The sequence below is a fragment of the Winogradskyella sp. 3972H.M.0a.05 genome, from assembly GCF_040493455.1.
GTDB lineage: Bacteria > Bacteroidota > Bacteroidia > Flavobacteriales > Flavobacteriaceae > Microcosmobacter.
In genome coordinates this window covers 1-24189 of record NZ_JANFDA010000003.1, presented here as the reverse complement: position 1 = coordinate 24189, position 24189 = coordinate 1, and the positions used below count along the sequence as shown (strand labels likewise).

General features: G+C 36.0%; 22 protein-coding genes. 11 read left to right on the top strand and 11 right to left on the bottom strand.

Going from position 1 to position 24189, the window contains the following annotated elements; genetic code table 11:
- Nucleotides 1-17: 17 nt before the first annotated feature.
- The 3 genes from NCE97_RS07100 to NCE97_RS07090 are packed head-to-tail and all read left to right on the top strand — an operon-like array spanning nt 18 to nt 6714.
- Nucleotides 18-845 carry an ABC transporter permease gene (locus NCE97_RS07100; protein ID WP_353778296.1) on the top strand — a complete coding sequence of 276 codons (828 nt, stop codon included), beginning with the start codon at nt 18-20 and terminating at the stop codon, nt 843-845.
- A 28-nt stretch (nt 846-873) separates the two neighbouring features.
- On the top strand, nt 874-4266 hold the full coding sequence (locus NCE97_RS07095; RefSeq protein WP_353778294.1) for a T9SS type B sorting domain-containing protein: 3393 nt from the start codon (nt 874-876) through the stop codon (nt 4264-4266).
- A gap of 6 nt (nt 4267-4272) precedes the next feature.
- Nucleotides 4273-6714: a T9SS type B sorting domain-containing protein gene (locus NCE97_RS07090; protein ID WP_353778293.1), complete on the top strand. Its 2442-nt coding sequence runs from the start codon at nt 4273-4275 to the stop codon at nt 6712-6714.
- Between the two features lie 2 nt (nt 6715-6716).
- On the opposite strand, the gene NCE97_RS07085 is transcribed toward NCE97_RS07090, so the two are convergent.
- The 11 genes from NCE97_RS07085 to NCE97_RS07035 all read right to left on the bottom strand — a co-directional run bounded on the left by NCE97_RS07085 (nt 6717) and on the right by NCE97_RS07035 (nt 15997).
- Entirely contained in the window at nt 6717-6944 is a 228-nt protein-coding gene (locus tag NCE97_RS07085; RefSeq protein ID WP_353778292.1) for a DUF6095 family protein, read from the bottom strand.
- A complete protein-coding gene (gene murQ, locus NCE97_RS07080) occupies nt 6931-7749 on the bottom strand; it encodes an N-acetylmuramic acid 6-phosphate etherase (RefSeq protein ID WP_353778291.1) in 819 nt (272 codons plus the stop codon). The genes NCE97_RS07085 and murQ overlap by 14 nt, the downstream gene beginning before the upstream one ends.
- A gap of 87 nt (nt 7750-7836) precedes the next feature.
- Nucleotides 7837-8403, bottom strand: a complete 567-nt coding sequence (locus NCE97_RS07075) for a type 1 periplasmic binding fold superfamily protein (protein WP_353778290.1) — start codon at nt 8401-8403, stop codon at nt 7837-7839.
- A gap of 12 nt (nt 8404-8415) precedes the next feature.
- Nucleotides 8416-10815 carry a TonB-dependent receptor gene (locus NCE97_RS07070; RefSeq protein ID WP_353778289.1) on the bottom strand — a complete coding sequence of 800 codons (2400 nt, stop codon included), beginning with the start codon at nt 10813-10815 and terminating at the stop codon, nt 8416-8418.
- Nucleotides 10816-10855: 40 nt separating this feature from the next.
- Nucleotides 10856-11191 (bottom strand): hypothetical protein, encoded by a 336-nt coding sequence (locus NCE97_RS07065; protein ID WP_353778288.1) that lies wholly within the window; start codon nt 11189-11191, stop codon nt 10856-10858.
- Entirely contained in the window at nt 11192-11497 is a 306-nt protein-coding gene (locus NCE97_RS07060) for a DUF6787 family protein (protein WP_353778286.1), read from the bottom strand.
- Nucleotides 11498-11524: 27 nt separating this feature from the next.
- Nucleotides 11525-11962: a DUF6146 family protein gene (locus tag NCE97_RS07055; RefSeq protein WP_353778285.1), complete on the bottom strand. Its 438-nt coding sequence runs from the start codon at nt 11960-11962 to the stop codon at nt 11525-11527.
- 114 nt (nt 11963-12076) lie between these two features.
- Entirely contained in the window at nt 12077-12718 is a 642-nt protein-coding gene (locus NCE97_RS07050; RefSeq protein ID WP_353778284.1) for a DUF937 domain-containing protein, read from the bottom strand.
- Nucleotides 12719-12833: 115 nt separating this feature from the next.
- A complete protein-coding gene (locus NCE97_RS07045) occupies nt 12834-13787 on the bottom strand; it encodes a D-2-hydroxyacid dehydrogenase (protein WP_353778283.1) in 954 nt (317 codons plus the stop codon).
- A 9-nt stretch (nt 13788-13796) separates the two neighbouring features.
- The gene (gene serC / locus NCE97_RS07040) at nt 13797-14861 is read right to left on the bottom strand and encodes a 3-phosphoserine/phosphohydroxythreonine transaminase (protein WP_353778282.1); all 1065 of its coding nucleotides are present in this window, start codon (nt 14859-14861) and stop codon (nt 13797-13799) included.
- 77 nt (nt 14862-14938) lie between these two features.
- On the bottom strand, nt 14939-15997 hold the full coding sequence (locus NCE97_RS07035; RefSeq protein WP_353778739.1) for an acyl-CoA reductase: 1059 nt from the start codon (nt 15995-15997) through the stop codon (nt 14939-14941).
- A 67-nt stretch (nt 15998-16064) separates the two neighbouring features.
- On the opposite strand from NCE97_RS07035, the gene NCE97_RS07030 reads away from it, so the two are divergent.
- From NCE97_RS07030 to NCE97_RS06995, 8 genes are all read left to right on the top strand, one after another.
- Nucleotides 16065-16418, top strand: a complete 354-nt coding sequence (locus tag NCE97_RS07030; RefSeq protein WP_353778281.1) for a 4Fe-4S dicluster domain-containing protein — start codon at nt 16065-16067, stop codon at nt 16416-16418.
- Nucleotides 16419-16571: 153 nt separating this feature from the next.
- Nucleotides 16572-16934 carry a hypothetical protein gene (locus NCE97_RS07025; protein ID WP_353778280.1) on the top strand — a complete coding sequence of 121 codons (363 nt, stop codon included), beginning with the start codon at nt 16572-16574 and terminating at the stop codon, nt 16932-16934.
- A gap of 69 nt (nt 16935-17003) precedes the next feature.
- Complete coding sequence (gene ychF / locus NCE97_RS07020; RefSeq protein WP_353778279.1) at nt 17004-18098, top strand: redox-regulated ATPase YchF; 1095 nt, start codon at nt 17004-17006, stop codon at nt 18096-18098.
- A gap of 37 nt (nt 18099-18135) precedes the next feature.
- Nucleotides 18136-18567: an SRPBCC family protein gene (locus NCE97_RS07015; protein ID WP_353778277.1), complete on the top strand. Its 432-nt coding sequence runs from the start codon at nt 18136-18138 to the stop codon at nt 18565-18567.
- A gap of 148 nt (nt 18568-18715) precedes the next feature.
- Nucleotides 18716-20575: a DNA topoisomerase IV subunit B gene (locus tag NCE97_RS07010; protein ID WP_353778276.1), complete on the top strand. Its 1860-nt coding sequence runs from the start codon at nt 18716-18718 to the stop codon at nt 20573-20575.
- A complete protein-coding gene (locus tag NCE97_RS07005) occupies nt 20575-21069 on the top strand; it encodes a hypothetical protein (RefSeq protein WP_353778275.1) in 495 nt (164 codons plus the stop codon). Before NCE97_RS07010 ends, NCE97_RS07005 begins: the two co-directional genes overlap by 1 nt.
- Nucleotides 21062-23731, top strand: a complete 2670-nt coding sequence (locus NCE97_RS07000) for a DNA gyrase/topoisomerase IV subunit A (protein ID WP_353778274.1) — start codon at nt 21062-21064, stop codon at nt 23729-23731. The genes NCE97_RS07005 and NCE97_RS07000 overlap by 8 nt, the downstream gene beginning before the upstream one ends.
- A gap of 18 nt (nt 23732-23749) precedes the next feature.
- Nucleotides 23750-24142: a hypothetical protein gene (locus tag NCE97_RS06995; protein ID WP_353778273.1), complete on the top strand. Its 393-nt coding sequence runs from the start codon at nt 23750-23752 to the stop codon at nt 24140-24142.
- Nucleotides 24143-24189: the final 47 nt, after the last annotated feature.

Sequence of the window (24189 nt, the reverse complement as noted above, 5' to 3'; positions counted from 1 at the left end):
ATCAAAAAATCAATCACATGTTACGTTTATTAAACATAGAGCTTCAAAAGCTTATTCAAAATAGAACCAGTAAAATACTCATATTTGTTTCGTTTATTTTACCATTCACTGTTCTTGTGTTATCCTCGATTAAGATTAATTTCTTTGGATTTTTCACATTAGAATTGGGAGAATTAGGAATTTTCAACTTCCCAATTATATGGCACATTACCACATTCTTTGCATCACAATTCAAGTTCTTCTTTGCTATCGTTGTTGTGAGTATGATTGGTAATGAGTACAGTAATAAAACTATAAAGCAAAACCTCATTGATGGTCTCAGTAAAAAAGAGTTTATACTATCTAAGTTTTATACCATAATATTCTTCTCCTTAGCAGCAACAGTGCTCATAGGATTAGCCACATTCTTGATAGGTTTGTATTATTCTAGTTATACAGAAGCAACTATTATTTTTAGAGAGATAGAGTTTTTATTAGCCTATTTTGTAAAGCTAGTTGGTTTCTTCAGTTTGTGTTTATTCTTTGGTATGTTGTTGAAACGTTCTGCATTTGCACTGGCATTTTTATTCATTTTATATATCGTAGAATGGATCATATTTGGTCTAGTTGCATGGCAAACAGATAGTGCATCTATTGGCTTTCAAGTAAAAAACTACTTGCCATTAGAATCTATGTATAAGCTTATAGATCAGCCGTTTCAGAGAATAGTAATGACCAAATTTCCTGATAAAGCAGAGATCGCATATGATTATGCAGTGCATTTTCATGAAATAGTTATCGTTCTGGGTTGGACAGCACTATTCGTCTTTTTATCGTATAGATTATTAAAAAAGCGAGATTTATAATATCTTTGATAGCTTTCGGCTATCGTCTATGAAAAAGATATTGTTAATTTTTCTGCTATTCATTGGCATAGCTTCGTTTGCTCAAAACGAAGCTTCTTTTTGGTATTTTGGCCAAAATGCAGGCTTACAATTCGACGTATCTGCCGGAACAGTTACAGCCGTTATTGATGGACAACTTAGCACATTAGAAGGCTGTACTTCAATTTCAGACGTAGATGGCAATCTCTTATTTTATTCAGATGGGCGTACAATTTGGAACAGTAACCACCAACCTATGCCAAATGCCAGTGAGGCTTTTGGAACAGAGTTGAAAGGTGATGATAGTAGTACCTCTTCAGGATTAATTGTACCAAAACCGCAAGATCCAACTAAATATTATCTTTTTACGGTTGACGAACCCCATCATAGTAATTCTTCTGCTTTTCCAAATGAATCTGATGGCGATGGAGTCAACAATGGTTTGATGTATTCTTTAGTAGATCTTGATTTAGAAGGAGGTTTAGGTGATGTGGATGCCATAGAAAAAAATGTACCTCTAATAACTTACGATGAGAATAATGAATTAGAATCTGAATTCAAATGTTCAGAAAAAATTACTGCTGTAAAAGCAGACGACTGTTATTCGTTCTGGGTGATTACGCACTTTACAGATAGTTTTTACGCCTTCAAAGTAACCGAAAATGGTGTGGATCTAAATCCTGTAGTTTCTACTGTTGGACCAGAAGTACCAGTTGAAGGTTACAGAAGAAATGCACTTGGTTACTTAAAAGCTTCACCAGATGGTACCAAGCTAGTTGCTGCTCATTTTGGATTTGCTACAGTTCTGGGTGAAAATGCTTCAGGAGGTGTGTATCTTTTCGATTTCAATAATGATACTGGAGTTGTAAGTAATTCATTAGAACTTTTGGGTCCAGAACAAAATACGAGTCCTTATGGTGTGGAATTTTCTTCTGGAAACACAAAGGTATATGCTACTACAGGTTCAGGTCAGTCTGGAGCTGGAGCTGGTCAATTAATACAATGGGATTTGTTAGCAGCCGATATTCCAGCTAGCCAACAAATAATAAGTGGTTCTAGTGGCACTACAGCAGGGGCGCTTCAACTCGGATTAGACAAACGCATTTACAGGGCGTTAATGAACTTTTCTAACCCAACGATGACTGGAACACACCTCGGTGTTATTAATAATCCAGAGGAAGTCGGTGCTGCAGTAAATTATGTTGATGATGGTATCTTGGTTGATGTCAATAACAATTTTCAAAATCTAAGCCGTATAGGATTACCTCCTTTTATTCAATCACTTTTTAATACGCAGATAGATATTATTCAAAATGGGATTAGTACCACTGAATTACTTCTTTGCAATGGTGGAAACTATACACTCACAGCTACAGAAATTAATGGTGCTACTTATATTTGGACTAAAGACGGAGAAGAACTAACTACAGAAACGACTTTTCAATTATTCGTAGACGAACCAGGATTCTATGAAGTGTTTATTGAACCCAATAATGGTGAATGTCCTATAGAAGGAGAAGCTTTGGTAGAATATTTTGAAGTTCCTATTATTGCTAATGAGCCTGTAGATATTATTGAATGTAATACTACCACAACATTTGATCTTACGCTAAAAGATGCAGAGATTTTAGGTGCTTTGAACCCTTTGGTTTATGATGTTCATTATTTCACTTCCATTGCTGATGCTAATAATAATGAAAATGAAATCATAGGGCCTTTTACTACCAACCTCAGTGTCGAAATTTTTGTAAGAGTCAATAATATGGGTAATAGTGATTGTTTTGATATGACCTCATTTAATATTGAAATCTTCAAAACACCAAACATCGTTAACCTAAATGATGTCATCGTTTGTGATGAAGATATATCAAACAATACAGATGGTATTACTGAAATAGATTTCTTGCAATTCTATTCAGACATATTAGGAAATCAGGATGGTGATTTATATACCATTACATTTCATTTAAGCCAGGAAGATGCAGATAATAATGATAATCCCTTACCTGAAAATTATACCAATACCACTCCTATTACTGAAGAGATCTTTGTGAGAATTGAAAATAATGTTCGTACCATATGCTATTCAACGGCATCATTTATCATTACAATAAATCCTGCTCCATCTACCAACGACATTACTATTTTCCAATGTGATGATGATGGTATTGCAGATGGATTCACACGATTCAACATCGATAACAATCTTGCCGATATCACTGATGACCCTTCTGCGGTCACTGTAACCTATTTCCTCTCCCTCGATGATGCCAGCAACAACGTGGACGCCATCGATGGTAGCAATTTTGCAAACTTCGAAAACCCACAGACCGTCTATGCCCTTGTCACGGACAATGCCTCTGGGTGTTCCGACATGGCGGTCATTACTCTAGACATCAGTACCACTTCCCTGCCAGATACATCCATGGAAGCCTGTGATGATGATGGCAATGAGGATGGTATCTATGCCTTTGACCTTACGCAGGCCTTCGATCCTATTATCGATGGACTACCGACCAACCTGGAGCTTGCCTTCTATTTTGAGTACCTAGATGCGCTCCTCGAGGTCAATCCTATCGATGTCAATGGGTTTGAGAATACCATACCTTACAACCAAACGATCTATGTTCGTGCCGAGTTCCTTGGGTCTTGTTATGGCATCAGTGCCATTGACCTGGTTGTGCACGAGCTGCCCAATATTGAAACCCAGGAAGACATCCTGTACTGTCTCAATGACTTCCCACAGACCATAACCCTGACTGGTGGTGTCATAGATGACCTGCCCAACAATTATTTCTATCAGTGGTCCACTGGTGCAACCACCTCTGAGATACAGGTCAATCAGGCTGGTAGTTATTCGGTTACAGTTACCAATACCGATGGGTGTTCCAAGCAGCGTGTCATCAATGTAGTGCCTTCTAACATTGCGACCATTGAAGAGATACAGGTCACCGATGCCTCAGAGAACAATACCATTACCGCACTGGTCAGTGGCGAGGGTGATTATGAGTATGCGCTCGACAACAGCTTTGGACCTTACCAGGATAGTAACATCTTTGAGAATGTCTCCATTGGCTTCCATGAGGTCTTCGTAAGGGACAAGAACGATTGTGGCATCGTTAGCCAGATCGTTTCGGTAATTGGGTTCCCGAAGTTCTTTACGCCAAATGATGACGATGTCAACGATTTCTGGCAGGTCAAAGGCATCTCTGAGCAGTTTCAGCCAAACTCATTGATACTCATCTTTACACGGTATGGAAAAATATTGGCCAAACTAGACCCTCTGGGTGCTGGTTGGGATGGAACTTACAATGGCAGGGCCATGCCGAGTGATGACTACTGGTTCTCTGTAACTCTAGAAGATGGTAGGCAGTTTAATAGCCATTTTGCCCTAAGACGATAATACATTATGAAGCTATCAATCTTTAACCTTTTTTGTATAATCCTTTTTGCGAATGCAATTGTTTATTCGCAACAACCCAATGATTGTGATTTTGCAGTTCTTGTTTGTGGAAACTCGGAAATTAACGTAGATGTTTCTGGAGTTGGTACTGCAGAGTTACCTCAAGGAGCTAATTGCGGTAGCCAAGAAAATAATAGTATATGGCTACAAGTAATTATTGAGAATCCAGGGACGCTAGGTTTTACTCTAACTCCCGATAGTAATGCTATTACTGAAGATTATGATTTTTTCGTTTTTGGTCCAAATGTAACTTGTGATAATTTAGGGCAATCTATACGCTGCTCAACTACCAATCCACAGGCTGCTAACCAAGGTAATAATTTAACTGGTATGAGCTTAGCCGAAACTGATTTCTTTGAAGGCCCAGGACCTGATGGAAATAGTTTTGTAAGGTATTTGGATGTACTTGCTGGAGAAAGCTATTTTATTGTTATAGATAGACCTATAGGTAATAGTCCTTTTTCTCTTGAATGGGTTGGTACTGCTAGTTTTCCTGAAAGCCCAGAAAGTCAAGTACCTACTTTAGATCTAAGTGTTGAAGAATGTGATACAGAATTCCCGTTTGATGATGGTATCACCGAATTTGATCTTAATCCAATTACACAAGATATTATAGGAACACAAACTGATATACTTGTTACTTATCATTCTACTGAAAGTGATGCCAATTTGAATCTTAATCCTCTTGGTTATATTTTTGATAATACAGCAAGTCCTCAGGTAGTATATACACGAATTTTTAATTTTAATAGCGGTTGTTTTATTGTTGAAGAACTTACACTAAATATCACTCCTGGACCAGAAATAAACCTACCTTCTTCTTTTGAATTATGTGATGATTCTATAGATGGAGATGCCTTTAATGCACAAACTACTTTTGATTTAGACATAAAAACAGGTGAAATTACTAACGGAATTATAAATGCACCTAACTATGATATATCATATCATTTGAGTCAAGATGATGCATTAAATAATGTGGCTGCTTTACCATTAATGTATTACAACACTATTCCGACGCCTTTAGAGGTTTTTGTAAGAGTTGAAGATGTCAATGATCCTGGTTGTATTAGTTTAGCTTCGTTTGAGTTGAATGCCAACCCTCCTCCGCTTACCAACGACATTACTATTTTCCAATGCGATGATGATGGTATTGCAGATGGATTCACACGATTCAACATCGATAACAATCTTGCCGATATCACTGATGACCCTTCTGCGGTCACTGTAACCTATTTCCTCTCCCTCGATGATGCCAGCAACAACGTGGACGCCATCGATGGTAGCAATTTTGCAAACTTCGAAAACCCACAGACCGTCTATGCCCTTGTCACGGACAATGCCTCTGGGTGTTCCGACATGGCGGTCATTACTCTAGACATCAGTACCACTTCCCTGCCAGATACATCCATGGAAGCCTGTGATGATGATGGCAATGAGGATGGTATCTATGCCTTTGACCTTACGCAGGCCTTCGATCCTATTATCGATGGACTACCGACCAACCTGGAGCTTGCCTTCTATTTTGAGTACCTAGATGCGCTCCTCGAGGTCAATCCTATCGATGTCAATGGGTTTGAGAATACCATACCTTACAACCAAACGATCTATGTTCGTGCCGAGTTCCTTGGGTCTTGTTATGGCATCAGTGCCATTGACCTGGTTGTGCACGAGCTGCCCAATATTGAAACCCAGGAAGACATCCTGTACTGTCTCAATGACTTCCCACAGACCATAACCCTGACTGGTGGTGTCATAGATGACCTGCCCAACAATTATTTCTATCAGTGGTCCACTGGTGCAACCACCTCTGAGATACAGGTCAATCAGGCTGGTAGTTATTCGGTTACAGTTACCAATACCGATGGGTGTTCCAAGCAGCGTGTCATCAATGTAGTGCCTTCTAACATTGCGACCATTGAAGAGATACAGGTCACCGATGCCTCAGAGAACAATACCATTACCGCACTGGTCAGTGGCGAGGGTGATTATGAGTATGCGCTCGACAACAGCTTTGGACCTTACCAGGATAGTAACATCTTTGAGAATGTCTCCATTGGCTTCCATGAGGTCTTCGTAAGGGACAAGAACGATTGTGGCATCGTTAGCCAGATCGTTTCGGTAATTGGGTTCCCGAAGTTCTTTACGCCAAATGATGACGATGTCAACGATTTCTGGCAGGTCAAAGGCATCTCTGAGCAGTTTCAGCCAAACTCATTGATACTCATCTTTACACGGTATGGAAAAATATTGGCCAAACTAGACCCTCTGGGTGCTGGTTGGGATGGAACTTACAATGGCAGGGCCATGCCGAGTGATGACTACTGGTTCTCTGTAACCTTAGAAGATGGTAGGCAGTTTAATAGTAATTTTACATTAAGAAGATAAGCTTACTTAAACATGCTTTTCATTACGGTTTTAATGCCTTTAAAACCACAATAAATAGCTCCTACACACAGAAGTCCTCCGACAATTACAGTAACCATATAAAGTGAAGATTCTTCATTTCCTAAACCTATGTAAAGTAATGTAGGGCCAAGAAACATTAGTAATGCGGTTAAAGCCATAAGTTTTATTCCTTTAACCAATATTTCTTTGTCTGTCCTATTTGTTTCCATTGTATGCTTGTATTGCAGATCGTACACTTTTATGAGTATCTAAGAGTTGCTTTGCTTCCTCACTTCCTATATTAATTTCATCCATAATCATCTTAATACCTCTTTCTACAAGTTTATTATTACTCAATTGCATATCGACCATCTTATTTCCTTTCACTCTGCCAAGCTGTATCATCGTGGCTGTAGTAATCATATTGAGTACTAACTTTTGAGCAGTTCCTGCTTTCATGCGAGAACTTCCGGTGACAAACTCCGGACCAACAACAACTTCAATAGGAAACTTAGCAGTCAGCGCTAATGGACTATTTTGATTACAGGTAATACATCCCGTAACAATGTTGTTGGCATTACATTGTTCCAATGCACCAATAACATAAGGCGTTGTACCAGAAGCAGCAATACCGACAACTACATCTTCTTCAGAAATTTTATACTCTTGAAGATCGCTCCAACCTTGCTCTTTTGAATCTTCAGCAAATTCTACTGCTTTTCTAATCGCAGAATCACCCCCTGCTATTAAGCCAATAACCAAATCGTGTGACACTCCAAAGGTAGGTGGACATTCACTAGCATCAACAATACCCAATCTTCCGCTAGTTCCTGCTCCGATATAAAACAGTCGCCCTCCTTGTTTTAATTTGGCAACTACTTGTTCAACCAAACCATGTATTTGAGGTAAAGCATTTTCAACTGCATTTGGAACTGTTTTATCTTCAGTATTAATATTTTGAAGTAACTCAGAAATGCTCATTTGTTCCAAGTTGGAATAGTGAGATTCTGATTCGGTTGTCTTTATAAAATCCATTGTTCAAAATTAACGAATATGATTTACTTATAAATAAAAAGGAGCGATTACTATCGCTCCTTTTTATTTCTTTAAGATATCTATGAATTAAACACCAACAACAAAGTTAAATGTCTCTTCAATATCCGTTTCTCCTCCTGCATTGGTAATATCTCCGTCACTTACACCAGCTGCATCTTTAGCAGGCTCATGTCTTAGAGTAACTGTAATTGAGTTAGCTCCTGCATCAGTAGTTGTTAAAGTAAATGCCAAACCAACTGGGTTACCATCTCCATCCATGTCTGCATACATAGTTGTTGCATTGGTTCCTGTTAAGCTAAAGAAAAATTGGTGCTCATCATCTTCTTCCTCTACTTCTTCAGTAATATCTTCAGCAGGGTTTTCTAATTCGTTTAACAACTCAATACTTCCATTGTAAACTGTATTGGTTGCTAATGCACCAGATACTGTTACTACAGGAGCATTAGGTCCATCACCATCAAGGTCTTGAGTTCTCATGGTAATAGCAGTACCACCTCCTTGAGGTGTTAAAGTAATTGTCATCGTTGTAATTACTTCTTCTTCGTTTACTGGTGGTGGATTGTCATCATCATTTGAACATGAGTGTAATCCGATAATTAAAAATAATCCAAAAATTAATTTAAAAGTTTTCATCTTTTTTTGAGTTTAATAGTTTAACTGTATTTGTAAATTCACATTTCTTCCTAATTCATCAGCAAAAAATCGCTGTCTGTTTAATAAATTTCTATAACTAGTATCTAATATATTATCGATTCCTAGCCTAACCTTCATCCCTAAACGTTTACTGAAACTAAATTTCATTTGCGCATCAAAATGAAGAAGGTGGTATGCATCTGGGGTTTCACTAATTTCAACAAGAACATTTTCTCCCTCTAAAGGTAAAAAGGCTTCAAAGTCATTGTTCGGAAAATTATTTTGTTTAGCCACAAGTTCACTAGTAATACCTGCGCTAAAATCATTCCAAGATACTTTAGAAAACCTAATGCTATTTTCTGTTCTTGCTGGTGGTATATCGATTAATGGTCGCTCTAATTGTGTATCTCTACCAAAAAGGATGCTTGATTTATTAGTATATGAGAACGATTCATTAAAAGTATGGCTAAACGTGAAGTCCACACCATACATTAGAGCATTGGTTTGCATATAAGCCCACTCAGGGAAAGGTCCCCTAGTAGTCTCATTGGTTCCAATTGGCTCTAGGTATAGAAAACCATTAATCCTATTAATAAATCCTTCTATTAAAAGCTGAGTTGCTTCAACATCATATTTGTATGAAACACCCAATCTGTATGATCTTTCTTGGTCAAACCTGAGGTCACCTAGCTCAAATCGAGCAGCAGAGTGATGTAATCCATCACTGAATAATTCGGATGGATTTGGTGCTCTACTCGAAATAGAAGCATTAAATAACACACTGTTTGACTCATTCCAATCATACTTTGCTCCTAAAGAAGCCGATATATTATGATAATTAAATTGAGGATTGGTCAACAATTGTGTTCCAAAATCTTCAATAATTATATCACTAAAATCTTCATCATAGCCGCGTTCTTCCCATCTACTGGTTAAGTAAAATTTCTTAGCATCTATTCTATTGAAATCATAGCGCACTCCAGCATCTAAAAGCCAATTATCATTTAATTGGTGTTTTAACAATCCGTAAATACCAAAATCATACCTTTCATAATCTGGTATTAATCGTCTAACTCCTGTTTCGGGGTTAGCAAAATTGTCCTGGTAACCTAAACTGACTCCAAAATTTGATATCCACTTAATGGTTTTATCTAATTGCACATCTAGTCTTAAATTATGAGTTTGCAACTTTAAATCCACAGCCGCTTTATCTCTATCATCTCCTCTACGTCTATCAAACTCAAATCTTTGATTATTTTGATAGTTATAGTTGAGTGTAATTTTACCAAAGGATGAAAATCGTTTATAGAATTCAGCCTTTGCCATATGATGTGTAATTTCTTGCCTTGGCGCCAAAATATCATAAGTAAAATCTCTTATGATTAAAGGGCGATCGCTATTGATGGCATTTACCAAGTCTTGAATACTTCCCAGGTGAGAAGCTGATAATATGCCTATAGTATTATCTACAACACTATAAAAAGCATTAAATCCCTTTTCAAAACTCGAGAATCCACCATTTATACTAAAAGATCTAAATTCGGTACCACTATTGGACAGTACATAATCTGGTGCTTCAAAATCACCAAGGCGTTTATATGTAGCTATACCGTCGACATACCAACCAGACTTGAAAGACTTACCTAACTTAGTAGAAACCGAACCGCCTCTACCATTACTTTGTCCATTCAAAGTGGTTTGACCATATAAGCTATCTTTTCTTATTGCACGCTTTGGGTTAAGAACTACAACACCACCAATAGCATCTCCTGAGAGTGCTAGTGCACTCGACCCTTTTATTACCGAGATAGAACTAGATGCATTTATATCTAAATTTGGAGCATGCTCTATTCCCCAATCTTGATCTTGTAATCGTACACCATTATTGATAATGGCAACTCTACTACTGTGCAAACCATTGATGATAGGTTTCGTAATAACATTACCCGTGTTAAGAGATTGCACTCCTGAAATCTCCTTAACCACATCACCCAATGTTAATGCACTGTAATTACTTAGAACTTCACTCTTTATTTTAGACTCCTGCCCTGTTGCAGTTTGCTTAAGTTGTCCTTTGCCATTTACCTTCACTTCACCTAATTCTTCAATATGATGTTCTAGCTTTATAATACGCACCATATCACCAGTAACATCAATCTCTAACAATTTAGTTTCACAACCTATGTGAGAGATTTCAAGAATTAGTTTTCCTTTACACAAATCATCAATAGAGAAATAACCATCAATATTTGATGTTGTATAGGTATCAAGATTTTTCATATAGATAGTAGCTCCAACGATTGGTGTACCATCGTGAAAATCTTCAATAGTTCCGGTAAGTCTATAATTGCAGTCTTGAGCAAACATGATACATGAATGCAACATTACAATTAGGCAAATTCGTTTGCCCATATAATTCTAAATAAAGTTCGTGTATTTGTCAATTACTTAATCAAGCAAAAGAGAAAGGAGGTCCTCTCTGAAAGCGATTTAGCCGAATTTTATTTTTTAGGAAAGATTTGTGCGAAATTAAATTAGTATCAAAAATTTCTATGGTGAAAATTTCAATATCTAAATCAATAACCTCATAATTATTATTGAGTTTGAATTTATAGAATTCACAATCTACATCTAGTTTATGAAAATGAAGTGAACTATCGCCTTCACAAACTTCGTGCGTGTGATGATTGAAAGTATGGGACAATTTAACAAATGAAGGCAATGCAACAGCTATCGTTAAAGATAGTGCTATAAAGTTTTTGAATATGTTCAAAAAGATTGTCTTCACTTATTTAAAAAATCTTTTAAAGCCCATTCTGCTGAGCATCTTTTTTTCAAAATTCCAAAAAAATTGGAATTGGCCAAAAATCCAGCCAAAGAAAACCAATAATACTTGGTAAATTGGGAATACTAACAAAATTTTAAGAACGTAATAAAAAAAAGTATAATCAAAGTTCTCTTTTACTATTCCAAAAAAACCTAAAACTGGTTTGGTTACATACACCGAAGATGATCCTGTAACAGCAAAAACAATAAGAATCATGATGATTTGAAAGTTGGAAGATATTCCCCAGCGCTCTTTTAATTTTTCCATAGTAAGATTTAGCGATGCAAAGATACGCTAAATTCTAGGAATCCAAGTTCCAAGCTGCTGTTTATATTTTAGCTGAAAATAGACGAAATAGTTATACAGCTTATAGTTGACATCATAGCCATAATCTATAGTTGAGTCATAATCTATTTGCAAGCAGTACAAGTTTGGATCAAACCTATTGGGTTGTAGAACACGCTGGTTCCAAAAGAGTACATATTGTCTGTTCCTGGTTTCTAAAAAATTTTGAGAATAATATCCTTCTTGCCTTGCTGTAGATCGCAACCAAGCATTAAACCCAGGCTCTACAATTATAATTTCGTATTCTGTTTCTTCTCCAGCAATTTTTACTGTATCGCTAAACTTTTCAGCATTAGCAATCTCATCAGCATTACTTTTTCCATTATAGTTTGCTTTGCAACTAAATGCAAAACAGCCAATTATCATTATTACCAATAACGCTCTCATAACCAATCATTTTGATTTAAAGTTACAAAAATTGGACCGTAAATTGAGGGTTTTAAATTGGATTTAACAAAAAAGGCCAGGTTCTACCTGGCCTTCATCTATTGAGATTTTCTATTATCTATTACCTCCAAATAGTCCTCCGAGTAATCCTCCAAGTCCACCACTCTTCTTCTTGCCTCCTCCAAGCACCATTCCTGCAACATCATCAATAACGCTACCATCTCCATCTGCGTCTAAGATTTTCTCTAAAAATCCTTGTTCTCTTTGTGTTGAGTTACCGCCAAGCAAACCACCTAAAACGCTAGACATATCTGAAGCTTGACTAACATTTTGTTGTCTGCTTTGTTTTCCAAGAACTCCCATTAGGATCGGTGCGGCTACTTTTAGAATATTAGCAACTGATCCTAGATCCATTCCAGATTTTTCACTCAATACTTTCTCTACGCCTAGTTGTCTACTTCCCAATACGTGTCCAAGAATTTTCCCCCCATCATCCACAACTTCTTTGTTTACACCTCCATTGAAAAGATCTCCAAGGTTATCTAAAATACTTCCATCGTGCTTGTTTAATGCACCATACAATCCTTCTGCACCTTCTGGTGTTGAAGCATTTCTCTCCATAGCTTTCATGAGTACTGGCATAGCCATAGTCAACAATCCACTAGTTTTATTAGTGTCTTGTCCAGTGGATCCAGCTACTCCACTGATAATTGTCTTTCCTAAATCGCTGTTTAATAAGTCTAAAATTCCTGACATAATAGTTTGAATAAAAAGGGTTATAAGTTTAGTGTTTTCAAGGTACAAAAAAAGTCCTAACATATATTAGGACTCTATATTATCATTTTGGTCACATTTAAGACCAAAAATTGAATTACGATTTAAGAATACTTATGATTTGGGATGCCAATTCAGTTCCAATTCTATCCTGTGCTTCATTCGTTGCAGCTCCAATATGAGGTGTCAATGATACTCTACCATTCATTAAGACTTTAATCGCTGGAGCTGGTTCGTTTTCAAAAACATCTAGACCTGCAAAAGCAATCTTTCCAGAATCTAAAGCGTCAATCAGCGCAACCTCATCTATAACACCACCACGAGCAGCATTAATTAGACCTACACCTTCTTTCATAGTTTCCATCTCTTTCTTTCCTATCACATAATCTTTCTGTGCTGGTACATGTAGTGTTATGAAATCTGATTCTTTTAAAATAGCATCCATTGGTTGTGTTTCGATACCAAAGTCTACACTTTGTCCATCAAAAAACTCTAGTTTTATATCTGCTTTTTCTACAAACATATCGCTAGCAATAACTTTCATACCAATACCTAAGGCAATTTTAGCTACTTCCTGACCAATACGACCAAAACCAATAACTCCTAACGTTTTTCCTCTAAGCTCTACACCTTTAGCGTAGTTCTTTTTTAACGCTTTGAATTTTGTGTCTCCGTCTAGAGGCATATTTCTATTGGCATCATGCAAGAAACGAACACCGCCATATAAGTGCGCAAATACCAACTCTGCAACAGAGCTCGATGAAGCCGCAGGTGTATTAATAACATGTTTCCCTTTATCTCTTGCATAGTCTACATCGATATTATCCATACCTACGCCACCACGTCCAATGATTTTAAGGTCTGGGCATCCATCAATAATATCTTTTCTCACTTTTGTAGCACTTCTCACCAATAATACATCAATGTTGTTTTCATTGATATAGTTTTCTAACTGCTCTTGTGCTACAGTTGTTGTTAATACCTCAAACCCTGCTTGTTCTAAAGCATTAATACCACTTTGAGATACACCGTCGTTTGCTAATACTTTCATTAATTCTTGTTATGCTTTTCTTTCTAATTCACTCATTACTTCTACCAATGCTTTTACGCTATCTAGTGATAACGCATTATACATTGACGCTCTATAACCACCTACACTTCTGTGCCCATTAAGTCCATTTATTCCAGCTTCCTTCCACATAGCGTCAAAAGTTTCTTTTAGATCTCCGTTAGCTAAGGTAAATGTTGCATTCATATTGGATCGGTCTTCTTTTACTGAATACCCTTTGAATAGTGGATTTAAATCTATTTCAGAATATATAAGTCGAGCTTTCTTTTCATTGATTTCCTCAATAGCCTTTATTCCTCCTAGCTTCTTAAGCCATTCCATCGTAAGCATAGATGTATAAACAGCAAATACTGGAGGTGTATTGAACATACTACTTTTACTAATGTGTACTTTATAGTCCATCATCGATGGAATCTTACGAGATACTTTTCCAAGAACATCTTCTTTAACTACTACTAAAGTTGTTCCTGCCGGCCCCATGTTTTTTTGTGCTCCTGCATATATGATATCAAATTTTGAAAAGTCTAAACTTCTCGAAAAAATATCGCTACTCATGTCACACACCATAGGAATCGGTGAATCTGGAAAAGATTTCATCTGAGTTCCAAATATGGTGTTATTGGACGTACAGTGGAAATAATCGTAATCTTCAGGGATGTCATATCCTTTTGGGATATAATTAAAGCCTGCATTTTCAGAAGTAGCTACTTCATATATGTCATCATATATTTTTGCTTCTTTGATCGCTTTAGAGCTCCATGTACCTGTATTCAAATATCCTGCTCGCTTTTCTAATAGGTTCAATGCAACCATTAAAAATTGAGTACTTGCACCGCCTTGTAAGAACAATGCTTTGTATCCTTTACCTTCTAATCCAAGCAATTCTAACGCTAGACTTCTAGCCTTCTCCATGACATCAACAAAGGGCTTACTTCTGTGGGAAATCTCTAGCAACGATAATCCATTATCAAAATCGATAACTGCCTCTGAAGCTTTTTGCATGACTTCTTTTGGCAAAATGCATGGACCTGCGCTAAAGTTGTGTTTCTTAACCATGATTAACTATATTTTTTTCAAATGCAAAGGTGATAATTTCTAGTAGATTAGGTGTTATGAAAACTATAATTTTTCAACTATATTTTTAACAAAAATTCAATTGTATCAACACCATCTGCATAGTCTGTAAGTTCTGGGGTTTGGGTTTTTCCGAAAGGGATTTCGCTATCCACCAAATTATTAGCAACAATACATTGAATCTGATCTGAATCTTGTTGCAACTTCAACTTCAAGCTATCTAAGTCATTATAGTATTCGTAAAATACTGTTGCTATTGGTGAAGCATAACTACTATCTTCTTTAATCATCAAAAACCCGTTTTCTAGCATATCAAATTCACTCATTAAATACACAGCTTTATTATAATCGTAATTATTTGCGTATTTAGCCTCTTCAATTACTGGATGCCAATGATACAGAGCTTTAAAAAATGCATCAAAATCATAGTCCTTTGGAACAAATAATTTTGAAACACTACGACAACCCAATCCATAATATCTAAAGACATCTTCAGACAATTGTTTTAAATCATCTTCACTTTCATTTCCCGTGAGCACTGCCACAGAATTTCTATTCTTTCGAATTATTGAAGGCTTATCTTTAAAATAATATTCAAAATAACGAGCAGTGTTATTACTTCCAGTAGCAATCACAGCATCAAACCCTTCTAATTTTTCTTCTGTAAATTGAATGCATCCTTTAAACTCTGGTTCAACATATTCCAAGTACTTAGCTAAAAACGGAACTATATGCTTGTCGTTTGAAGATTGCTTAACTAGAACATTATGACCAGATATTAGTACTGACAGAAAATCATGAAAACCAACCATTGGGATATTCCCAGCCATGATTATGGCAACTAGCTTTTTTTCTTTGTTAGTGAACTTGTAAGAATCTAACCATTCAGAAAGTTTTTCTTCTGTTAGCAAATTCACCCAACCTCTTATTGCAAACTCAAGATTTGACTTTGTAAACCAACCATTATGTTCCTGTGCTAATTTTAATTGATGCTTAAATCCATCAAAAAAAACATCATTATGTTCAACATTATCATTTCTTTTTGGAGAATCTGTTGAAAACTGCTCTAAAAACTGTCCTAATTTTACAAAAGCGTTAATTCGTTGTTGTAATTCCATGCTTGGCTTGCGTATAACTGGTTTTGGCGTTATTTTTGCAGTCGCAAAGATAAAAAACAAAATTGCTATGGCTATCATAATAACTGATGAATGTATTAACTGTGGAGCATGTGAGCCAGAATGCCCAAATACAGCAATTTATGAAGGCGCAGATGATTGGCGCTACTCGGATGGCACAAGTCTTATTGGTGATATCGTATTACCCAATGGTAAGGCTGTAAATGCTGACGACACACAAGAACCTGTGAGTGACGAAATCTATTATATAGTTCCAGACAAGTGTACAGAGTGTAAAGGATTTCATGAAGAACCTCAATGTGCTGCTGTCTGTCCTGTAGATTGTTGTGTACCAGATGAAGACAATGTTGAAACTGAAGAAGTTTTACTTGGCAAACAACGCTTTATGCATCCTGAAGATTAATTGACATTATAATTTACAATACAAAATCCCAAGCAAGAAGCTTGGGATTTTTTTGTTTAGGCATATACGTAAACCTACGTATTGATTTATAAACCATTAACTCTTAATTTAGTCATCAATTAATCCTTACTACTAACTAACCCTTGAATTAACATGGTAGACTATTCTATACACGAACTAAAAATCAAAAAACTAGAAGAAGTAAAACGACTTACTAAAGAAGGTATTCTAAAATGGGACTGTATTCAAACTGATACGAGGTATAAAGTCAAGTACAATGATTATGAGTTTGAAGTAGAGTTTATAAGAATGCTTCGAACAGATGAATTTGGCTCTGATAAAATGATTGCCTCAATAAAGATTATTGATTTAATTGATGACTACTCTATCGGAACCTTAGGATTTGATATTATAATTGAAACTATTGCCTTCTCTCAACCCATTTGGTGGCCAAGTTGGGAACGTGGTTTGGAAAGGTCTTCAGCTAACCTAAAAAAGTTACAAGAAATATCTTAAGATATTATAAATAAGGAGTACTATCTAAATAACTAATTCCCTACATTTGCAGTCGCAAAATCATAACTTATGAAAGCTGGAATTGTAGGATTACCAAACGTTGGAAAATCGACCTTATTTAATTGTCTCTCTAATGCAAAAGCGCAAAGTGCTAACTTTCCATTTTGTACTATTGAGCCAAACATTGGTGTCATCAATGTACCCGATCAACGATTAGAAAAACTAGAAGAACTTGTTGATCCAGAACGTGTTATTCCAGCAACTGTAGAAATTGTTGATATAGCTGGTCTAGTGAAAGGTGCTAGTAAAGGTGAAGGCTTAGGTAATCAGTTTTTAGCTAACATTAGAGAAACGGATGCTATACTACACGTTTTACGCTGTTTTGACAATGATAATATTGTTCATGTCGATGGTAGTGTAGACCCAATTAGAGATAAAGAAACCATAGATATTGAACTTCAATTAAAAGACCTGGAATCTGTAGAGAAAAAAGCAGATAAGATTGGTAGAGCTGCCAAGACTGGAAACAAAGAAGCACAAAAAGAGTTTGATGTCTTAACTAAAATTAAAGTCGCTTTAGAAGCTGGTACATCTGTGAGAGCTTTAGAGTTTGACGAAAATGATTATATCGACTACATAAAGCCACTTCAACTTATCACGGACAAACCTGTAATGTATGTTTGTAATGTTGATGAAGGCTCTGCTGTTTCTGGCAATGCTTATGTTGAACAAGTTCGCGAAGCCGTTTCTACTGAGAATGCAGAAGTTCTTGTTTTAGCTGTAGGTACAGAAGCTGACATCAATGAACTAGATGATTATGAAGAGCGCCAAATGTTCTTACAAGATATAGGATTGGATGAACCAGGCTCTGCCAAGCTAATCCGTTCAGCATATAAGCTCCTTAATCAACAAACTTATTTCACAGCCGGTAAAAAAGAAGTAAGAGCTTGGACAGTAAATGTAGGTGCTACTGCGCCTCAAGCAGCTGGTGTAATTCACACAGATTTTGAAAAAGGCTTTATTAGAGCCGAAGTAATTAGCTACGATGATTATACGTCTTATGGTAGCGAAGCCAAAGTAAAAGAAGCAGGAAAAATGCGCGTTGAAGGAAAAAATTACATTGTTAAAGACGGCGATGTAATGCACTTCCTTTTTAATGTGTAAATAAACGATGGAGGAAATTCATCTAGAAATGAAAGTCATGGCTGATATCAAAATTTGTTTTGATTTAGCTAGAAATATTGACTTCCATACCCAATCCCTTCAACACTCTAAAGAAAAAGCAGTTTCAGGTAAAACTTCAGGATTAATAGAACTTGGAGAAACGGTTACATGGGAAGCTATCCACTTCGGAATAAAACAACGATTAACTTCAAAGATAACCGAATACGACGCACCAAATTATTTTGTAGATGAAATGGTTTCTGGTGTATTCAAGTCCTTCAGACATGAACATCACTTTCAAAAGGAAGGTGATTATACTATAATAAGGGATAAATTTTCCTTCGAGTCTCCTCTAGGGCTTCTAGGTAAAATAGCAAACAAAATTTTCTTAAAACGCTACATGATAAATCTGCTAAAAACAAGAAATGAATTTCTAAAAAAAGAAGCAGAAAAACTTACTAAAAATTAGATTTTAGCATTTGAAGTTTTTACCTTGTATTCTCTAGTCTTTTTAGACAGAAAACCCTTTAAAACATTGTTAATAACCTTAGTGTTTCTAGGTTTCATTTTTTGCCTCTAAATACTATATTAGCTACTTATGCAATTTTTTGTATCCTATGTCTCAACAATCTAATTATACTGAAGATAACATACGCTCACTAGACTGGAAAGAGCATATTAGAATGCGTCCAGGAATGTACATTGGAAAGCTCGGAGATGGTTCATCTCCCGATGATGGTATCTATATCTTACTCAAAGAAGTTCTCGACAATTCCATCGACGAATATGTCATGGGAGCTGGTAAAACCATAGAAATCTCTATCCAAGGTAATAAGGTCATAGTTCGCGATTATGGTCGTGGTATTCCATTGGGTAAGGTTGTCGATGTAGTGTCAAAGATGAATACAGGTGGAAAGTACGATTCTAGAGCCTTTAAGAAATCTGTAGGGCTTAATGGAGTTGGTACTAAAGCTGTAAACGCATTATCGACATATTTTAGGGTAGAATCTACCAGAGATGGAAAATCCGCCTCTGCAGAGTTTGAACTTGGAGAACTGAAAAACCAAGAATTACTTGATGATACATCTCGTAGAAAAGGAACCAAAGTGTCTTTTGTGCCAGATGATACTATCTTTAAAAAGTATAAGTATAGAAACGAGTATGTCTCTAAAATGCTCAAAAACTATGTATACCTAAATCCTGGTTTAACCATAGTCTTTAATGGTGAAAAGTATTTTAGTGAAAATGGGCTTAAAGATCTATTAGAAGAAAATATCAACGATAATGATAAGCTCTACCCTATTATTCATCTCAAAGGTGACGATATTGAGTTAGCCCTTACACATCACAAAACACAATATTCCGAAGAGTATCATTCGTTCGTAAATGGTCAGAACACTACACAAGGTGGTACACACTTAGCTGCTTTTAGAGAGGCTTTAGTGAAAACTATACGAGAGTACTATGGCAAAAACTATGATGCTTCAGATATAAGAAAATCAGTAGTTGCCGCCATTTCAATAAAAGTTATGGAACCTGTTTTTGAAAGTCAGACCAAAACTAAATTAGGTTCTACAGAAATGGGTGGAGGTTTGCCTACTGTGAGGACTTATGTCAATGACTTTGTAAAAACATATCTTGATAATTTCTTGCATAAAAATCCAGAACATGCAGAAAAAATTCAGCGAAAAATACTTCAGGCAGAACGTGAGCGTAAAGAACTTTCTGGAATTCGAAAACTAGCAAGAGAACGTGCCAAAAAGGCAAGTCTTCATAATAAGAAACTAAGAGATTGCCGTGTACATTTAGGTGATCTAAAGAAAGACAGACGTTTAGAATCTACCCTATTTATTACTGAGGGAGATTCGGCTTCTGGAAGTATCACAAAATCTAGAGATGTGAATACTCAAGCGGTATTTAGCCTTCGTGGTAAACCGCTCAACTCCTATGGAATGAGTAAGAAGATTGTTTATGAAAATGAAGAATTCAATCTGCTCCAAGCAGCATTAAATATCGAAGAGTCCTTAGAAGACTTACGCTATAATAATATTGTGATTGCAACGGATGCCGATGTAGATGGAATGCATATTCGTTTGCTGTTAATTACATTCTTTTTACAATTCTTTCCAGAATTAATAAAAGAAGGACACCTATACATTTTACAAACACCATTGTTTAGAGTTAGAAATAAAAAAGAAACAATCTATTGCTATTCAGAGCAAGAACGAATTAATGCTATTGAAAAACTGAAACCAAAACCAGAAATAACACGATTTAAAGGTCTTGGTGAAATTTCACCAGATGAATTTAAACATTTCATTGGTGACGATATTCGTCTAGACCCAGTAATGATGGATAAAGAAATGACGGTAGAAGAGTTATTGAAATTCTACATGGGAAAAAACACACCAGATAGACAAGAATTCATTATCAATAACTTGAAAGTTGAATTAGATATAGTTGAGGAGGAAAAATAATGAGAACCAATAATGGTAAGGCAAAAAATGTAATTATATCGGTATACTTCATACTGATTGTCTTAGCCATTTTGTTAGCGACAGTGTTTAGTGCTTTTAGTAAATTAACCACTAACCCAGTTCTTACCTTTTTAATTATTCTATTGGGCTTTATAGTTGTATTTGCTGTGGTACATTGGATCTCTAGATATTTTGAGTATGATAGTGATGGCGTAAAAGTTGTGATACTAAACAGAGGATTATTATTGGCGGATCATTTCAATTATAGAGAACATCAGATAGAATTTGCAAAAGAAGATCTTAGAGCCTTTAAGTTCAATAATTATATAATTTATAAAACACTAGTACTTTACATTCAAACTACAAAAGGAAGAAACATCAAAGAAGTTTTCAACGTCACTTTGGTAAGTAGAAAAAAACGAAAATACATCAAGCAGTCGTTAAGCAAAATGATAAAGTACAACCGAAAATTAAAGTTAGAAATCAATGATTGAAGAATCGGACGACATCAATAACAATAACGAAAATCAAGAAACCATAACCAAGGTCACTGGGATGTATAAGGATTGGTTCTTGGATTATGCATCCTACGTAATCTTAGAGCGTGCAGTACCTGCGATTGAAGACGGTTTTAAACCTGTTCAACGTCGTATCATGCATTCCATGAAAGATTTAGATGATGGTAGATATAATAAAGTAGCCAATATTGTTGGGCATACCATGCAATACCATCCTCATGGAGATGCAAGTATTGCTGATGCTATGGTACAAATTGGTCAAAAAGATATATTGATAGACACCCAAGGTAACTGGGGAAATATACTCACAGGCGATAGTGCTGCTGCATCTAGGTACATTGAAGCGCGATTATCTAAGTTTGCTCTAGATGTAGTCTATAACCCAAAAATTACGGAGTGGCAAGCATCCTATGATGGACGTCGAAAAGAGCCAATCAACCTTCCAGTAATGTTTCCGTTATTATTAGCGCAAGGTGCTGAAGGTATTGCTGTCGGACTGTCAACGAAAATACTACCGCACAATTTTATTGAACTTATAGATGCTTCTATAAAACATTTACAAGGTAAAAGATTCAAGTTAGTTCCCGATTTTCCTACTGCTGGTATTGCTGATTTCACTAACTATAATGATGGTAACAGAGGCGGAAAAGTTAGAGTTAGGGCTAAGATTTCGCAACTCAATAAGAATACTTTAGTAATTACCGAAATCCCTTTTGCAACCACAACATCATCTTTAATCGATTCAATTCTAAAAGCCAATGATAAAGGCAAAATAAAGATTAAGAAGATTGAAGACAATACTGCTGCAGAAGTAGAAATATTAGTACACCTCCCTTCTGGAATTTCTCCAGATAAAACTATAGATGCACTCTATGCATTCACTAATTGCGAGAGTTCCATTTCGCCCTTAGCCTGTGTCATAGAAGATAATAAACCAATATTTATTGGAGTATCCGAAATCTTAAGACGCTCTACGGATAACACAGTTCAACTATTAAAAAGTGAATTAGAAATAAAGCTGAGTGAGCTAGAAGAACAATGGCATTTCGCTTCCCTTGAAAGAATATTTATTGAGAATAGAATCTATCGCGATATAGAAGAAGAGGAAACCTGGGAAGGTGTAATTTCAGCTATAGACAAAGGCCTAAAACCACACACAAAGCACCTTAAACGAGCCGTAACCGAAGAGGATATTGTAAGGTTAACTGAGATAAGAATTAAGCGTATTTCTAAGTTCGATATAGACAAGGCTCAACAAAAGATCGAAGCCCTAGAAGAGCAAATCGCTGAGATTAAGCATCATTTGGCTAACCTTATTGAATATGCAATTGCATACTTTCAAAGGCTGAAGAAAGATTACGGTCAAGGAAAAGAACGCAAAACAGAAATTAGAATTTTTGATGATGTAGATGCAACAAAAGTAGTTATTAGAAATACTAAACTTTATGTCAATCGAGAAGAAGGATTTATTGGAACTTCCTTAAGAAGAGACGAATATGTATGCGACTGTAGTGATATCGATGATATCATTGTATTCACCAAAGAAGGAAAAATGATGATCACAAAAGTTGGTTCAAAAACTTTTGTAGGCAAAAATATTATTCATGTCGCAGTCTTCAAGAAAAAAGACAAACGTACTATTTACAATATGATTTATAGAGATGGAAAAGGTGGACCATCTTATATCAAACGTTTTGCAGTAACCGCAATTACAAGGGACAAAGAATATGATCTTACCAACGGCAACAAAGGCTCTGTCGTCTGGCATTTTTCTGCAAACCCTAATGGCGAAGCTGAAGTAGTGACTATACTATTACGTCAAGTAGGAAGTATTAAAAAATTAAAATGGGATTTAGATTTCGCAGATATCCTTATAAAGGGACGAAGCTCTAAAGGAAATCTAGTTACAAAATATTCCATAAAACGTGTAGAACTCAAAGAAAAAGGCGTTTCAACTCTCAAACCTCGCAAAATATGGTTCGATGATACAGTTCAGCGCCTCAATGTTGATGGTAGAGGAGAATTAATAGGTGAGTTTAGAGGAGAAGACAGACTGCTTATAATCAAACAATCTGGTATCGTTAAGACTATTATTCCTGAATTAACAACACATTTTGACAATGATATGATTGTTCTTGAAAAATGGGTACCAAAAAAGCCAATTTCTGCCGTTTATTTTGAAGGCGAAAAAGAACGCTATTATGTGAAGCGCTTTCTTATTGAAAATGAAAGCAAAGAAGAATCATTTATATCAGACCACCCAGAAAGTCAGCTAGAAATAGTATCAACAGACTGGAAACCTGTAGCCGAAATTGTTTATGCTAAGGAGAGAGGGAAAGATCGAAGAGATAATGCAACAGTAAACCTTGAAGAGTTTATTTCAATAAAAGGAATCAGTGCTTTAGGGAATCAGTTGTCAAAACATAAGGTTAATCAAATAAACTTATTGGATCCAATACCTTATGAGGCTCCCAAAGAAGTCCCTGCTGAAGAAATAGAAGTTGTAGATGAGCAAGAATTATCTGCAGAAAAGCCTGAAGAAACAACTGATGCTCAAGAAAAGCCAACAACTGAATCTGACCCTCCAAATGATATAGATTTGGAAATTGATGATGAAGGGCAAATCACACTATTTTAGATTTTAGTTATGAGGTTGATGTTACTACTTTTATGCATTTGCTGTTTTCAGAGTTGTAAAAAAAGTAGTGACTATCCTGCTGAAGATCCAATAATAAAATTTTGGTCTATTACTCATTTGCAATTCAATGACGATCCACCAATCACATTAGACAAGTGTACAAGTGAAGATTATCTAGACATTAGAAAAGATCATATTGCATTATCCTATCATTGTGAGTATTCAAAATTAGATTCAATTCCAAGCTATCATATACACAAGCTAAATTGGAAAAGAAAAGTAGATAAAACTTATTCAGTGTATAGTGATGATGAAAGCATGAAAGGCGTAATGCGTATTGATAGCCTCCAACAATTGCATCTTCAATTAAATAAGACGGGAGGCAGAGTTATGAAAGCCACATTCAAATAAAAAACTCATTATATTATTATATACAAAAAGCAAAAAACCCTTACTAT

What these genes read in the sequence shown, in the direction of transcription:
- NCE97_RS07100 (WP_353778296.1), top strand. Translation starts at nt 18, where the DNA reads ATGTTACGTTTATTAAACATAGAGCTTCAAAAGCTTATTCAAAATAGA.
- NCE97_RS07095 (WP_353778294.1), top strand. Translation starts at nt 874, where the DNA reads ATGAAAAAGATATTGTTAATTTTTCTGCTATTCATTGGCATAGCTTCG.
- NCE97_RS07090 (WP_353778293.1), top strand. Translation starts at nt 4,273, where the DNA reads ATGAAGCTATCAATCTTTAACCTTTTTTGTATAATCCTTTTTGCGAAT.
- NCE97_RS07085 (WP_353778292.1), bottom strand. Translation starts at nt 6,944, where the DNA reads ATGGAAACAAATAGGACAGACAAAGAAATATTGGTTAAAGGAATAAAA.
- murQ (WP_353778291.1), bottom strand. Translation starts at nt 7,749, where the DNA reads ATGGATTTTATAAAGACAACCGAATCAGAATCTCACTATTCCAACTTG.
- NCE97_RS07075 (WP_353778290.1), bottom strand. Translation starts at nt 8,403, where the DNA reads ATGAAAACTTTTAAATTAATTTTTGGATTATTTTTAATTATCGGATTA.
- NCE97_RS07070 (WP_353778289.1), bottom strand. Translation starts at nt 10,815, where the DNA reads ATGGGCAAACGAATTTGCCTAATTGTAATGTTGCATTCATGTATCATG.
- NCE97_RS07060 (WP_353778286.1), bottom strand. Translation starts at nt 11,497, where the DNA reads ATGGAAAAATTAAAAGAGCGCTGGGGAATATCTTCCAACTTTCAAATC.
- NCE97_RS07055 (WP_353778285.1), bottom strand. Translation starts at nt 11,962, where the DNA reads ATGAGAGCGTTATTGGTAATAATGATAATTGGCTGTTTTGCATTTAGT.
- NCE97_RS07050 (WP_353778284.1), bottom strand. Translation starts at nt 12,718, where the DNA reads ATGTCAGGAATTTTAGACTTATTAAACAGCGATTTAGGAAAGACAATT.
- NCE97_RS07045 (WP_353778283.1), bottom strand. Translation starts at nt 13,787, where the DNA reads ATGAAAGTATTAGCAAACGACGGTGTATCTCAAAGTGGTATTAATGCT.
- serC (WP_353778282.1), bottom strand. Translation starts at nt 14,861, where the DNA reads ATGGTTAAGAAACACAACTTTAGCGCAGGTCCATGCATTTTGCCAAAA.
- NCE97_RS07035 (WP_353778739.1), bottom strand. Translation starts at nt 15,997, where the DNA reads ATGGAATTACAACAACGAATTAACGCTTTTGTAAAATTAGGACAGTTT.
- NCE97_RS07030 (WP_353778281.1), top strand. Translation starts at nt 16,065, where the DNA reads ATGGCTATCATAATAACTGATGAATGTATTAACTGTGGAGCATGTGAG.
- NCE97_RS07025 (WP_353778280.1), top strand. Translation starts at nt 16,572, where the DNA reads ATGGTAGACTATTCTATACACGAACTAAAAATCAAAAAACTAGAAGAA.
- ychF (WP_353778279.1), top strand. Translation starts at nt 17,004, where the DNA reads ATGAAAGCTGGAATTGTAGGATTACCAAACGTTGGAAAATCGACCTTA.
- NCE97_RS07015 (WP_353778277.1), top strand. Translation starts at nt 18,136, where the DNA reads ATGGCTGATATCAAAATTTGTTTTGATTTAGCTAGAAATATTGACTTC.
- NCE97_RS07010 (WP_353778276.1), top strand. Translation starts at nt 18,716, where the DNA reads ATGTCTCAACAATCTAATTATACTGAAGATAACATACGCTCACTAGAC.
- NCE97_RS07005 (WP_353778275.1), top strand. Translation starts at nt 20,575, where the DNA reads ATGAGAACCAATAATGGTAAGGCAAAAAATGTAATTATATCGGTATAC.
- NCE97_RS07000 (WP_353778274.1), top strand. Translation starts at nt 21,062, where the DNA reads ATGATTGAAGAATCGGACGACATCAATAACAATAACGAAAATCAAGAA.
- NCE97_RS06995 (WP_353778273.1), top strand. Translation starts at nt 23,750, where the DNA reads ATGTTACTACTTTTATGCATTTGCTGTTTTCAGAGTTGTAAAAAAAGT.